Genomic DNA, 14,458 nt, shown 5'->3' with positions numbered 1-14,458 from the left:
ATGACCATTGTTCATTACACTTGATGAGTAGTACCTCATTAACTCAGTTTTTGTTAACTCAATTCAGATCATCAGGAGGATATCATTATGCATCAATCCGCACATATTCAGGAAGCAAGAGATTACATATTAAACCGAATCCATACCAAACCTGCCGTAGGCATGATTCTGGGTTCTGGACTGGGAGCGCTCGCGGACGAGATTGAAAATGCGACCGTTATCCCGTATACAGATATTCCGTATTTCGCCCAATCGGAGGCTATCGGTCATGCCAATGAATTGGTTATTGGTGAACTGATGGGCAAAACGGTTGTAGCGATGAAAGGCCGCCTTCATTATTATGAAGGTTTTACATTGGACGAAGTGACTTTCCCCGTTCGGATCATGAAGGCGCTGGGTGTCGAGCAATTGCTTATCACCAATGCGTGCGGAGCCATCAACACAAGCTTTGAGCCGGGTCAACTGATGCTCATTACAGATCATATTAACCTGGTAGGCAATAACCCGTTGATGGGACCGAATAATGCTGAACTGGGTGTTCGTTTTCCAGACGTATCACAGGTATACAATCGTGAACTGCGCAGTATTGCCCTTAAGGTTGCAGAAGAGCAGAATGTTGCCCTGCAGCAAGGTGTCTATGCATGGTGGAGTGGCCCGGCATATGAGACACCAGCGGAGATTCGCATGATTCGTACGATGGGTGCGGATGCAGTGGGGATGTCCACGGTACCTGAAGCCATTGTTGCCATTCATGGCGGTATGAAGGTGCTAGGCATTTCCTGTCTGACCAACATGGCCTGTGGTATTCTGGATCAGCCGTTAAGTCATGATGAAGTTATTGAAGTGGCTGCGCAAGTGAAAACAACCTTTATCGGACTTGTAAAAGGCATTTTGAAAGAGATCTAATCGCGAGATGATTTTTTATCTAGGCCACGATGGATAGGATAGAGTTTTCATCCAACCCAATCGAAACCACAAAAAAACGTATGTTTCACGAGTTGTTACTCGTGAGACATACGTTTTTTTTATTTTGCAGAACTATGAACCATCTGAGAATGATCGGCCATGATTGCTGGTGTGGACTCCCTGATGATGGGTTTGGTCACAATGTGGGAGACCTGATACGGCTGTGTTGGACTATTAATCCGGGATAACAGCATCTCCGCAGTTTTAATGCCCATCTCATTGCTATAAATATGAACCGTCGTTAATGCTGGCTCAATAATTCGAGATTGGGGTGCATTATCGAATCCGCATATCGCAATATCCTGTGGCACAGCGACATTTCTGTCTTTTAACGCCCTGATCAGATCAACTGCAATGAAGTCATTAGCGCATACGTAAGCGGAAGGTAGGGAGGCCAGCTCTTCCACTCGCTGGTTCAACCATCCTGGCTTGGAGAAACACAGGCGATCATTATCTACGATGCAATGGGACAGGTCGACCTGCAACCCCGCCTCCAGCATAGCACGCTGATATCCAACCCATCGTTCATTAAAGCTCTTGCAGTGATTGTAATCTCCGACGAATCCAATACTTGTGTAGCCGCTCTCAATTAATTTTGTGGTTAACTGATAGATGCTATGTTCATTCTCCATGAGTAGCAGATCTGCTTTGAATTCGGGATAACATATGTTGGAAGCGCAATCGATAAAGATGGTGGGAATGCCTAGATCGGTAATCAGCTGTGTATATTCTAGATCAAATAATTCAATGCAAATGATGCCGTCTACTTTGGCTATATCAAAATTGTTGGGAAGTGTAAGTGTATCTTGATCGTCTTCACGCACGATATGAATCGAGAGATTGTATCCCTCCGCACTGATTCTTTTCTCCAGACCACTGATTAACAACGAACCAAAGTGAGATGTATTAGGCAGGTTTTCAGTTAACAGGGCGATATTACCCGGAGCCTTGGTTAGAACATGCTCATTGTCCATATAGGCAAACTGTTTATATTTAAGTTCAATTGCTTTTTTAATTACACGATTTCGGGTTTCATCCGGGATGTTTCCGCTATCATTTAATGCTTTGGAAGCCGTATTCCTGGAGATCCCCAAAGCATCAGCGATGTCTTGTATCGTGACTTTTTCCTTTGCCATCTAATGCTTCACCTCTAATCATCAATAGTCATCCATATTCTTCTCTAAGTCAAATGTATAATAGAACGGGACAAATAGCAATCTCTGTTTTACAAATGCACAATTACATTTACATTTAGATAGTCGAATTCTATTTTCATAATTGTTCCAGAAGTTTTGTTAATTAGTGTAACAATGATAATCTATTACAGTCATGATATAGAAAAATCTATGCGGGTATTAACGATTCAGTGCTGTATATATGCAAATTTAATCCTCTTTAGTTACATTAATGCAAAGATGAAATGATCAAATGCACAAATATTTTTTTACAAAACGTATTGACTAAATCCGTTGAAACCTGATAAATTGTAAATTATCAAATAGGCAATTGTAAATATTGAAAGCCCTTACTGAAAACAATTGTCAACTTCTAGAATGAACGGGGGTATCGTGTTGGATAACATAGCCGACAGCAAAAAGGGCGAAGGAAGGGTACTGAAAGTGAGGACGACAAGCGGTCATAGGTTACAGCAGCTCAAAAAAAATTACTTTTTATATATGTTGCTTGCACCAGCCTTAATTTTGACTCTTATCTTCAAGTACATTCCGATGTACGGAGCCATCATTGCGTTTAAGGATTTCAGTCCGATCAAAGGCATCATGGGTAGTGATTGGGTAGGACTGAAGCATTTTGAGAAATTTATAGCTTCACCCAATTTCGATATCATTTTAATGAATACGCTTAAACTCAGCTTTTTGGGATTGATATTCAGTTTCCCGGTGCCCATTTTACTGGCACTCATGCTGAATCAGGTACGCAAAGCTGGCATCAAGAAAAATATTCAATTGTTTCTGTACGCACCCAATTTCATCTCGGTTGTTGTGGTTGTGGGTATGCTGTTCATCTTCCTCTCACCGACAGGGCCAATTAATCAATTAGCCACATGGATTACAGGTCAGCCGATCATGTTCATGTCTGAACCGGAATATTTCCGCTGGATCTACATTTTGTCCGATATCTGGACCGGAGCGGGCTGGGCTTCCATCATATACGTCGCGGCTTTGGCCAATGTTGATCCGGAGCTTCACAATGCGGCTAATCTGGATGGAGCGAATCTCCTTCAGCGTATTCGCCACATTGACCTTCCAACGATTCGTCCGATTATGGCCATCGTCTTTATCCTTGCAGCTGGCGGGATTATGTCCATTGGATTTGAGAAGGCCTATCTGATGCAGACGTCCATGAACCTGCCTTCCTCCGAGATTATTGCCACGTATGTCTACAAGGTGGGACTACAGTCTGGAGATTACGCTTATTCTGCGGCAGTTGGATTGTTCAACTCGGTTATCAATGTGATTTTGCTGGTGACGGTGAACCTGATTGTGAAGAAATTGAATGAAGGCGAAGGCCTCTATTAGGAAAGGAGTATTATCCATGGTTGTTAAACACACGGGAATGGATCGGTTGATCCTCACACTCAATGCCATCTTTCTCACCTGTGCTGTACTGGTTGTGGTTGTTCCCCTGATTTATATTGTTATCGCCTCATTCATGGACCCCACGGTGTTACTGAATCGTGGACTGTCCTTTAATGTATCGGACTGGAGTCTGGACGGATATCAGATGATTTTGTCCAATCCAGCCATGATCCGGGGGTTTGCAAATGCGGTATTGTATTCGGTTTCCTTTGCACTGATCACCGTGACTGTATCCATATTTGCAGGTTATGCATTGTCGGATGATAGGCTCGCGGGACGTGGGTTTTTCATGATTATCTTTATCATTACCATGTTCTTCGGCGGGGGATTAATCCCTACTTATCTACTCATACGTAATCTCGGCATGCTTGATACGGTGTGGGCGATCATTATCCCTGGAGCCGTTAACGTCTGGAACATCATTCTCTCCAGAACCTTTTTCAAAGGAGTCCCTCGAGAACTGAAAGAAGCTGCAAACGTGGATGGTGCCTCTGAGATGAAGATTTTCTTCCAGATCGTCATTCCGTTGTCGAAACCGATCATTTTTGTACTTGCGCTCTATGCGTTCGTTGGGCAATGGAATTCCTATTTTGATGCAATGATCTATCTCGATAATCCGAACTTGCATCCGTTACAGCTCGTTCTGCGTTCCATTCTGATTCAGAATCAGGCTGCACCGGGCATGATCAGTGATCAGCTCGCGATGGCAGAACTGAAACGGCTCTCCGAGATGATTAAATACTCAGCGATTGTCATTTCGAGTCTGCCACTCATCATCATGTATCCGTTCTTCCAGAAGTATTTCGAAAAAGGTGTCATGGTCGGTTCCCTCAAATAGTGAACAGCCTGCGATACAGTAAGTTGATCCAATCCAACTCATGGAGGTCATTATTATGAAAAAAGTGAACAAATCCAGAAAAGCCGTTACAACGGCATCCATTTCCATGTTATCTGCAATGCTCTTTTTAACCGCGTGTGGCGGAGGTGGAGGCGGCGGCGCGGCAAGTGAGGCGCAATCCCCTGATGGCAAGGTGACATTGAATTTTATAACACAGAGCTCTCCGCTGGCTCCCGCTGATCCAAACGACAAGCTGATTAACAAGCGACTCGAAGAGAAAACCAATGTGCATATCAACTGGAAGAACTATACGAGTGATGTGTTTGCAGAAAAAAGAAACCTGGCGGTCGCCAGCGGTGATTTGCCGGATGCCATTTTTGATGCAGGTTACGGGGATTATGATCTCCTGAAACTGGCGAAGGACGGGGCGATCATTCCACTTGAGGACATGATTGAACAACACATGCCCAATCTGAAAAAGGTGCTGGAGGAAGCTCCCGAATACAAGAGCATGATTACGGCTCCAGACGGACATATCTATTCATTCCCATGGATTGAAGAACTCGGAAGTGGCAAACAACGGATTCAGGCAGTGGATAACTTGCCTTGGATTAATGTGGAGTGGCTGAACAAGCTTGGACTGAAGATGCCAACGACAACCGAAGAGCTGAAAGAAGTATTGATCGCGTTCAAAACTCAAGATCCAAACGGCAACGGTAAGGCCGACGAAATTCCGTTATCTTTCATTAACAAACCGGGCGGAGAAGATCTGACATTTCTCTTTGCGGCATTTGGACTCGGAGAGAACTGGGATCATACCGTGGTAACCAATGATGGGAAAGTGGTCTTCACGGCAGCTGATGAAGGCTACAAGGAAGCGGTTAAATACATTCATGAGCTGGTTAAAGAAGGGCTGATCGATGTCGAATCGTACCAGCAGGATTGGAACACGTATCTTGCGAAAGGCAAGGATAATAAGTACGGCATGTACTTCACATGGGATAAGGCTAACATTACAGGCATGAATGATACGTACGATGTTCTGCCTCCGGTTGCCGGGCCTAACGGAGAGGTCAATGTCACAAGAACAAACGGGATTGGGCTTGATCGTGGTCGCATGGTCATTACCAGCAGCAATAAAAACCTGGAATCCACAGCGAAGTGGGTAGACCAACTGTACGATCCGCTCCAATCTGTGCAGAACAACTGGGGTACCTATGGAGACGAGAGTCAGCAAAATATTTTTGAATTCGATGAAGCCAAAGGGATGCTGAAACATCTTCCGCTGGAGGGCTCTGCACCAGTTGAACTCAGACAAAAAACCAGTATCGCCGGACCATTGGCCATACTCGACAGTTATTATGACAAATACACAACCAAACCGGAAGATGCGGCTTGGCGGATGGAACTTCTCGACAAGGTTATGGTTCCGCATATGAAAGCGGAGAACGTATATCCAAGTGTGTTCTTCTCCATTGATGAACTGGATCGCTTGTCCACGATTGAGACCGATCTCTTCGCCTACGTGTTACGTCTGCGTACAGAATGGTATCAGAACGGGAAAATAGATCAGGAATGGGATGCTTACTTGAAAGAGTTGGATCGCCTTGGATTGCAAGAATGGCTACAGATTAAACAAGCGGGATATGACCGTAATAACAAATAAAGAGAAGTACGGAGGAGAAACCATAATGTCGACAATTCTTAAACAAGATTACAGAAATGAATACCATTTTTCACCAAAAGAAAAGTGGATGAACGACCCAAACGGCATGGTGTTTTTCAATGGGGAGTATCACTTGTTCTATCAGCATCACCCACATGGAACCACATGGGGCCCCATGCATTGGGGCCATGCAGTGAGCAGGGACCTGATCTCCTGGGAGGAACTTCCGATAGCTTTACTCCCCGATGAGAATGGCACTATATTCTCGGGAAGCGCTGTAGTGGATTGGAATAATACGAGCGGATTCTTTGAGGGTGAGCCAGGATTGGTTGCTATTTTCACCCATCATCTTGAAGTTAAAAACCAAGATGCCATACAAACTCAGAGTCTGGCTTATAGCAAAGACAGCGGCAGAACCTGGACTAAGTACGAGGGTAATCCGGTATTAAAGCATGAGTCCTTTATTGATTTCCGTGATCCCAAAGTATTCTGGCATGAGCAATCCAAAGAGTGGATTATGATTATCGCTTGTGGTCAAACGGTATGTCTGTATCGTTCTCCCAATCTGAAGGATTGGACCCTAGGAAGTGAATTTGGCGCCGGGATTGGTTCACACGATGGCGTGTGGGAATGCCCCGACCTGTTCCCGCTTACAGTGGATGGAGATTCAGGGCAGGAGAAATGGGTGATGCTCGTTAGCATCGGTGCAGATCCTGCTTTTATTGAAGGCTCCAGAACACAATATTTTACCGGAGATTTTGATGGAACTACATTTGTCCCAGACGAGGCATCCCAGACGATTCGCTGGATTGATTATGGTCGGGATAACTACGCAGGAGTTAGTTGGTCTGACGTTCCTGAGGAAGATGGAAGACGCCTCATTATCGGCTGGATGAGCAACTGGATGTATGCCAACCAGACGCCAACCAATGATTACCGTGGAGCAATGACCATTGCCCGGGAGTTGACACTGGAGATAAGAGCGGGAGAAGTTATATTGATTCAACGTCCTGCACGTGAACTTGAGCAAGCCCGTACGCCAGTATTGTCCCTACAGGATGCTTCGATTCAGCAAGTGAGTGAGCAGTTGAACGCATTGCAACTCGTGAACTATGAGATCCATGCAGAGTGGGCTCAGGATCAGACGTTCCATTTTGCACTAAGAAGCGGCGCAGATCACGAAACGGTCGTTGGTGTAGACTCGATCCGAAGTGAAGTGTACGTTGATCGTAGTCGATCGGGCATCGGCAATTTTCATGAACTTTTCCTGAGCCGTCATACAGCTGAGTTAAAAGAAGTGGATGGAAATCAAAGTTTGCGTATCTTTGTAGATCATTCATCTGTGGAGGTATTTGCAAATGATGGTCAGGCGGTTATCACGGATCTGATCTATCCGGATGCGGATTGCCAAGGCATCTCTGCTCATGCGGAAAATACAGATCTGGTCTTCTCTTCACTTCATATCTATGAGATATCATCAACCAAGGCTAAAGGTTAATTGTAATGAAGGAAAGGAGCCCAGAATGATGCGCATTGGAGCCATAGAAGCGGGCGGAACAAAGTTTGTATGTGGTGTAGGTAATGAACATGGACAGATTGAAGATCGGATCAGCTTTCCAACAGAACATCCGGAGACCACTCTTGCCAAGGTGATCGACTATTTCAGGGATAAAGATGTGGAAGCCATAGGGGTCGGCTCCTTTGGTCCGATTGATCTGCAACCGGATAGTCCCACCTATGGTTATATTACGACCACACCTAAGCCTGGGTGGGGAAACTGTAATGTGGTTGGAACCTTGAAGCATGAATTTTCGGTTCCTTTTGGATGGGATACGGATGTGAATGCTGCCGCGCTCGGTGAAGTGACTTGGGGAGCGGCTCAAGGGCTGGATAACTGTGTATATTACACGATTGGCACAGGAGTTGGTGTCGGACTTGTGGCAGGGGGCCAACGAGTCCACGGATTGTTACATCCCGAGGGTGGACATATTCGCACAAGACGCCATCCAGACGATCACTTTGCCGGATTATGCCCGTATCATGGCGATTGCCTGGAGGGTATGGCTGCAGGACCAGCCATTGAAGCCCGTTGGCAGATACCTGGCAGTGAACTGCTGGCAGATCATCCGGCGTGGGAGATCGAATCCTTTTACATTGCGGAGTCGATTACTACGGCCATCTTGCTTCATTCGCCGCAGAAGATCATCCTGGGCGGTGGTGTGATGCAGCAAGATCATCTGTTTCCTATGATCCGGGAGCAGGTAGTGCGGAATCTCAATGGTTATGTAAATGCTGCCCCAATCACGCAACATATCGACCAATATATTGTGCAGCCCGGATTGGGCCAGCATGCAGGCCTATGTGGTGCGTTAGCATTGGGTCTGGAAGCATTACAACATGCGGCACAAGCTTCACATGTTTCATAGTTTTCTATAATAATCTACATCCCAGAAGGGATGGCTGCAGGTTCGCTTATTGGTATAAGCAAGACTGCACCGTCCTTTGTGGGCTTTTTTATTTTTTTGAGGAGTTCAGTATGTTTGAAAAATATAGTGCGTTCTAAAATCCGATGTTGCTCAAGTGAGCTGCCAAAGGTATGATTTTTAGTGTTCTATAGTGCGATATGACATTCAAAAATTAACGTGTCTCCACTGGAAAGGAATTCAACAAATGAACCCAATAACAATGCGTCAAGCTGTACAGGCAGACCAAGAGCAACTCGCTGATTTGCGAGCCTTGGTATTATACGATGATCTAACCAGACTGGGAAGGTACGATGATGTGAAGGTGCGTGAACGTTTCCGGAATACATTCAATCCTGCCCAGACACAGATTATTGAAGTGGAGGGTTCAATGGTAGGTTGTGTAGCGTTAAAGCCCAAGGCTGAGGCATATCTATTGGAACATTTCTACATACATCCCGATTATCAAGGCCTGAGAATAGGAACTCAGGTACTGAACATGCTGCTGGAACAGGATGAAGTTCAGGGGAAATGTGTTATTTTAAATGTTTTGCAGGGAAGCCCTGCTCGTCGATTGTATGAACGATTTGGATTTATATTGGACAGTGAAGATGAGGTCGATGTATTTATGTCGGTCCAAGTGCCGGAATAGTATGATTACCATACGTAATCAAGTTCACTTCATATTTACACGTTAATGGAGAGTATAGAAAAAAATATTAAGAAGCGAAGAGTTGGCTTTTATCTCACAATTACCTATGTCGGGATACCGATCCCGCATGTTTGGAAAGTGGGGATAGATGTTGTATCACGGCATGTTTGAAGTAAACTGCTATCGTTGTCACACGTCAAAAGCGTCGTTCCAATAAAAAGGGACGGCGCCTTTAGTGTTATTAACTACTTGTAATATGAACTTTATTGGATGGCTTATGTAGTAGAGTATCGAGGTCACCATTCAAATCTTTCAGATTCGGGAGAAATGAAGCAGCTATCGAACAAATGAAAGGAAGAAGACCTAAAGACAGAAATAGGAAGGGAAGGCCATAGACTTCTGCAACCGCTGCACCTGCAAAAGCGCCTACGGGTTGTAATCCTCCACCAATCAGAAAACGGATCGAATTAACCCGGCCTTGTAGAGAACTGGGCACAAGCGTACCATGTAACGAAGAGCTTAGAGAACCGAAGAAAGGTCCGGCTGCTCCTGCAGCACATAAGGCAATAAGTGCAAATGGGTAACTCGGAAATAGTCCCAACAAAGCGTTGAAAAGCCCAATCACAGCTAAACTGCACAGCATGACCGTGCGTCTTCTCTTGATTTCACCCATCCACGAGATAATAGCTAGTCCTGCTAGTGTGCCAAATGCAGAAGCGGTGGTCAGAGTGCCCATGGCGGCGGCATCTCGGTGCAACACTTCGCGGACAAAAGGAATCATCATGGTCCAGATGGCTACAGAGGACATATTGCTGATCGAAACCATTACCATAATCGAGAGCATGGCTGGGAATCGCCGATAAAAAGAGAAACCCTCTCCAATATCTCGGATATAAGCTTTGAGAGAAAAAGATGCTTGAGCTGCTGGTTTCTGCATTGTGGGCAGATAGAGCAGTGCGGTGATGGCTGCAATGTAGCAAATAGCGTTGATGCCAAGTGTTGGTAACGCTCCGGATGTAGCCGTTAGAGCTCCGGCAAAGGCAGGTCCCAGCAAGGCAGCGGCATTTCGACAACCATCGATCACTGCGAATGCCCGCAGAAGTTTGTGTTCGCCAGCTACACCTGGTACAACAGCCATGGCCGTTGGCATGAAGAGGGCGGAGCAGGCTCCGCTGAGTGCTGCGGCGAGAAACAGGTGCCAAAGTTGTAATTGGCCCGCAATACCCATACTCAGTGGCAACAAAAGAGCCAACAGTCGTACTGCAGCCAATCCGGCCATGAACCGTCCACGATGCAGTCTGTCGGACAACGGTGATCCAAGTAGCCGGAAGACTACTTCAGGAATGCTGAAGCTTAGTGCCATAGCACCCATGGCTAGCTTAGAGGCAGTTAATTCATAAACAAGCCATTCCATGGCCAAAAGACCAAACACATCACCTAGAGAACTAAGAGTAACAGTAGCCAATAAACCGTAGTAACTTCGCTTCAGCATTAAGGTTCCTCCATATGATAGAATAGTGCAATTTGTGGAGAAGGAAATGCTTGAACTCAACCTTCAATATAAGCTCCAATCTGCCGTGGAAGGTTGTTTAGAGCTTCCAAGCGCAGGCTATATTCGGTGTTTTTGTAATCATAATGCACAATAATTAGCCCGGCTGCTCGCAAGGCTATTAGATGGTAATGCACCGTGCTCTTGGACAGTCCAACCTCACGGACAATTTCAGTGAAGGTCAGCTGTTTACCAGCCAGTAGTCTTAAGATGAACAGTCTGTTTTCATCGGACAGTGCCCGGGTTAGACGCAGTAACCCAGGGTCTGGTCGTCCCGGTTCTGTTGGAAGAATATCGCAAGAATAATTAGTGAAGATCATCTCGTCAAAGATCACTGAGGTGACAAATGGACGTGCATGATATTGAGGGATGAGGATTATTTTTTTTAGCGTATGGTTGGGATATATCCTCATGCCCTGTGTAGCTTGTTCATAGACCTCTTGGTCATTCGTCCCGTTCAGACTGGAACGTCTCGATTCAGCTTCCAAAGAGAGTCCCTCAATAATTGCCGGATTGATGTGCCCAAAATACTGAGTATCCCATTCTCGTAGCACTTCGGATGTCCGACTGCGCAATTCGGACAGATTGGAGGGGACAGATAACTTGAAGCGAGCGGCGATGTCATACAATTGTCCTGAGGACAACTCTTCAAGCCAATTCAAAAAGCCATTCACCGAACGTTCCCCTGAACAGCTCCATATATATGGCGCAAGGCTGAAATTGTCTGTGGCTTTCATCGTATCTCGCATTTGTTGAAGTTTGGCTGGAGAGAATCGATCCTGTACATCACGAACCCACCGTTTCCCGGCATCCAGGTTAGTATGATTTTGTTTACTCATAAAAGCGCTCAGGGTGCTTACACATTCATAAATTGGCGCAAAATCAACTTCTACTGTGTAGTTCATAAGAGTATAGTTCCTTTCTAGATTAGTTCTATATTTATAGAACAAGTAATTAGTTTTATATTATACGAACCTATTTGTTGTTTCAACATAAATTTTCCATGTTCGTACCAAATATCCTCATTCCACAAAACCCATTCATTTAATTCTTGAATGGGTCTATTGAACTTTTCTATTATACTTTCTGATGACGTTACCCTAATATGGATAATAACCTACTTTTTATATAGGAATTATATAGTATGGAGAATGCCAAGATGCCACAATGGAAGCGAAATCTGTATATTCTGTGGTTCGGCCTGTTTTTCAATCATATGGCGTACTCGCTGTCCGTTCCGTTCTTTCCTATATTTCTGCAAAATGATCTTGGTATACAGAGCGGTCTGGAGGCTTGGTCCGGTATTTCGATCTCCATCAGCTTTCTGATCAGCGGATTATGCGCACCCTTCTGGGGATCACTGGCTGATAAATATGGTAGCAAACTGATGCTAGTCCGTTCCGGAGTGGGGCTAGGCATTGCACATCTGGCTAACTTCTTTGTGTATGATCCGTATACGTTTATCGCGGTGAGGGTCTTTCAGGGACTCATGGCTGGTTTTCATCCCGCCTCGATTACACTGATTGGCACCAATACTCCGGAGAAACAGGTGGGTTATGCACTTGGCGTGATCTCCACGGCCAGCGCTGCGGGTGGGATTCTTGGTCCTCTTGCCGGTGGTGTGTTGAGTCACTGGATCGGACTGCGGGGATGTTTCATTGCATCCGCTGTCATTACGTTACTCGCGGCACTGATGGTCCTCGGTGTTAAGGAGTCACGACAAGCTCGTACGATAGTACCAACAAGGATCATAGGGGATTTGAAAAGAGCGGCTTCCACGCCGGGTTTGATTCGAATCTACAGTTTGATTCTCCTAGTCTCGACCTCCGTGCTCATCATCGAACCGGTGCTGACGCTCTATGTGGTCCAGATTGGTGGAGATGTTGGCAGTGCAACACTTAGTGCAGGGATTGTCTTCTCGGCGATTGGTGTGGCAACGGTCATTATGGGGCCGCGATGGGGGAAGATTGGTGGAAGGATCGGATACGAGAAAACCCTGTTTATTGGTCTGATTGGCGGCGGAATTGGCAGTCTGCTGCAAATGACAGCAAATAATCTGATTTATTTTGGCAGCCTGCGATTTGTTTATGGTTTGTTCTTTGCCGCAGTCTATCCCGCGCTTAATGCGCTGATCATCAAGTATGCTGATCACGATTTTCGTGGGAGGGCTGTCAGTTTGAGCCAGACGGCGAGTCAGTTCGGTATTGTACTTGGACCGTTAATCGGTGGTTTTCTCGGTGGATGGATCGGCATTCCGTTTATTTTTCTCTTCACAGGAATTGTATTACTTGGAGCGGCTTGGGCAGTGTCATCACCACAACATAGGGAGGAAAATATATGTCGCAACGACAATTGAAGTTGGGAGCTAATCTGAACGGAGTGGGTAACAGCATTTCCTTTTGGCGTCACCCGGATATTCCCATTAACGCGAGCGTTAGTCTGGAGTTCTACAAGAAGCAGGTGCGTATCGCGGAAAAAGGGAAGTTTGATCTGCTCTTTATTGCAGATGGTCTCTTCATCAACGAGAAGTCCAATCCTCATTTTCTCAATCGCTTCGAACCTTTGACGCTTCTGTCCGCACTCGCCGGGGTAACTTCCCACATCGGGCTGGTTGCTACATTATCTACTTCCTATAGTGAACCCTTCACGGTTGCGCGGCAATTTGCCTCGTTGGATCAATTAAGCGGTGGGAGAGCCGGATGGAATGTGGTTACTTCACCTCTGGAAGGTTCGGCACTGAACTTTGGCAAAGGCGAACATCCGAACCATGCGCTACGCTACGAAATTGCGGAAGAACATCTAAATGTGGTCAAAGGACTTTGGGATTCCTGGGAGGACGATGCCTTTGTCGGAGACAAAGAACAGGGCGTATTCTTCGATCCTGCCAAGCTACATACGCTAAATCACAAGGGAGCGTACTTCTCGGTACAGGGTCCGCTTAATGTGGGGCGTTCGAAGCAGGGTCATCCGGTCATTTTCCAAGCGGGCTCATCTGAATCTGGTAAAGATCTGGCCGCCCGATCGGCAGATGCCGTCTACACGGGACATGAGACACTGGAGGAAGCAAAGGAGTTCTACCACGATGTGAAAGCAAGAGCGGTGGCTTATGGACGCAAGGCAGAGGATATCCTGATCTTCCCGGGCATCGGCCCCATTGTGGGTAGAACAGCTGAAGAGGCGGAGCAGAAGTATCAGGAAATTGCCGAACTGGTGAGTATTGATCAGGCGTTGAACTATCTGGGGAGGTACTTCGATCATTATGACTTCTCCCAGCACGCGCTGGACGAACCTTTCCCCGAGATTGGGGAGATTGGCAGCAATAGTTTCCGCAGTACAACAGACAAGATCAAGCAGCAGGCGCGAGAACAAGGGCTGACCCTGCGCCAAGTGGCATTGCTGGCATCTACCCCACGTACATCGTTCATTGGTACACCGGATCAGATCGCAGATCGGATTCAGGAATGGTTTGAAGGCGAAGCGGCAGACGGATTCAATGTTCGTACCGTGGTACCCAATGGCTTGGAAGATTTCGTAGAGCTAGTTGTTCCAGTTCTGCAAGAACGGGGGCTGTTCCGTACGGAGTATGAACATGAGACGCTTCGGGAGAATCTGGGTCTTGAGATTCCGCGTAATCGGTATACGTTGGAGAGTGTGAGATAGAGATGTTAGAGCGGTAATGACGTTAATATAACGTTGTTGCGGCTCTTTTTTGATGGTTTCTTTTTCGG

Annotated in this window: 12 protein-coding genes; 9 read left to right on the top strand and 3 right to left on the bottom strand. The window is 46.0% G+C overall.

Annotation, left to right across the window (positions count from 1 at the left end; translation table 11 throughout):
* Nucleotides 1-87: 87 nt before the first annotated feature.
* Nucleotides 88-906 (top strand): purine-nucleoside phosphorylase, encoded by an 819-nt coding sequence (locus tag MKY01_RS24335; RefSeq protein WP_249911955.1) that lies wholly within the window; start codon nucleotides 88-90, stop codon nucleotides 904-906.
* 119 nt (nucleotides 907-1,025) lie between these two features.
* On the opposite strand, the gene MKY01_RS24330 is transcribed toward MKY01_RS24335, so the two are convergent.
* Nucleotides 1,026-2,102, bottom strand: a complete 1,077-nt coding sequence (locus MKY01_RS24330) for a LacI family DNA-binding transcriptional regulator (RefSeq protein WP_282320495.1) — start codon at nucleotides 2,100-2,102, stop codon at nucleotides 1,026-1,028.
* Nucleotides 2,103-2,642: 540 nt separating this feature from the next.
* Here MKY01_RS24330 and MKY01_RS24325 point away from each other — a divergent pair.
* From MKY01_RS24325 to MKY01_RS24300, 6 genes are all read left to right on the top strand, one after another.
* A complete protein-coding gene (locus MKY01_RS24325; protein ID WP_223200008.1) occupies nucleotides 2,643-3,503 on the top strand; it encodes an ABC transporter permease subunit in 861 nt (286 codons plus the stop codon).
* A 16-nt stretch (nucleotides 3,504-3,519) separates the two neighbouring features.
* Nucleotides 3,520-4,401: a carbohydrate ABC transporter permease gene (locus tag MKY01_RS24320; RefSeq protein WP_036617174.1), complete on the top strand. Its 882-nt coding sequence runs from the start codon at nucleotides 3,520-3,522 to the stop codon at nucleotides 4,399-4,401.
* A 55-nt stretch (nucleotides 4,402-4,456) separates the two neighbouring features.
* The gene (locus MKY01_RS24315) at nucleotides 4,457-6,067 is read left to right on the top strand and encodes an ABC transporter substrate-binding protein (RefSeq protein ID WP_249911956.1); all 1,611 of its coding nucleotides are present in this window, start codon (nucleotides 4,457-4,459) and stop codon (nucleotides 6,065-6,067) included.
* A gap of 25 nt (nucleotides 6,068-6,092) precedes the next feature.
* Nucleotides 6,093-7,565, top strand: a complete 1,473-nt coding sequence (locus MKY01_RS24310) for a glycoside hydrolase family 32 protein (RefSeq protein ID WP_339283941.1) — start codon at nucleotides 6,093-6,095, stop codon at nucleotides 7,563-7,565.
* A 28-nt stretch (nucleotides 7,566-7,593) separates the two neighbouring features.
* Complete coding sequence (locus MKY01_RS24305; RefSeq protein WP_076319920.1) at nucleotides 7,594-8,493, top strand: ROK family protein; 900 nt, start codon at nucleotides 7,594-7,596, stop codon at nucleotides 8,491-8,493.
* 244 nt (nucleotides 8,494-8,737) lie between these two features.
* Entirely contained in the window at nucleotides 8,738-9,181 is a 444-nt protein-coding gene (locus tag MKY01_RS24300; protein ID WP_339283939.1) for a GNAT family N-acetyltransferase, read from the top strand.
* A 241-nt stretch (nucleotides 9,182-9,422) separates the two neighbouring features.
* Here the strand turns inward: MKY01_RS24300 and MKY01_RS24295 are convergent, their stop codons facing one another.
* The gene (locus MKY01_RS24295) at nucleotides 9,423-10,673 is read right to left on the bottom strand and encodes an MFS transporter (RefSeq protein WP_339283938.1); all 1,251 of its coding nucleotides are present in this window, start codon (nucleotides 10,671-10,673) and stop codon (nucleotides 9,423-9,425) included.
* 56 nt (nucleotides 10,674-10,729) lie between these two features.
* Complete coding sequence (locus MKY01_RS24290; protein ID WP_282320500.1) at nucleotides 10,730-11,635, bottom strand: winged helix-turn-helix domain-containing protein; 906 nt, start codon at nucleotides 11,633-11,635, stop codon at nucleotides 10,730-10,732.
* 254 nt (nucleotides 11,636-11,889) lie between these two features.
* Here MKY01_RS24290 and MKY01_RS24285 point away from each other — a divergent pair, with 254 nt between their 5' ends.
* Nucleotides 11,890-13,086 (top strand): MFS transporter, encoded by a 1,197-nt coding sequence (locus MKY01_RS24285; protein ID WP_339283935.1) that lies wholly within the window; start codon nucleotides 11,890-11,892, stop codon nucleotides 13,084-13,086.
* Nucleotides 13,068-14,390 carry an LLM class flavin-dependent oxidoreductase gene (locus tag MKY01_RS24280; protein WP_339283934.1) on the top strand — a complete coding sequence of 441 codons (1,323 nt, stop codon included), beginning with the start codon at nucleotides 13,068-13,070 and terminating at the stop codon, nucleotides 14,388-14,390. Before MKY01_RS24285 ends, MKY01_RS24280 begins: the two co-directional genes overlap by 19 nt.
* The last annotated feature ends 68 nt before the right edge of the window (nucleotides 14,391-14,458 follow it).

Origin of the sequence: Paenibacillus sp. FSL R5-0486 (assembly GCF_037975155.1) — a bacterium.
Classification (GTDB): Bacteria; Bacillota; Bacilli; order Paenibacillales; family Paenibacillaceae; genus Paenibacillus; species Paenibacillus amylolyticus.
The sequence above is the reverse complement of the archived record's forward strand: the minus strand, read 5'-3'. Positions and strand labels throughout refer to the sequence as shown.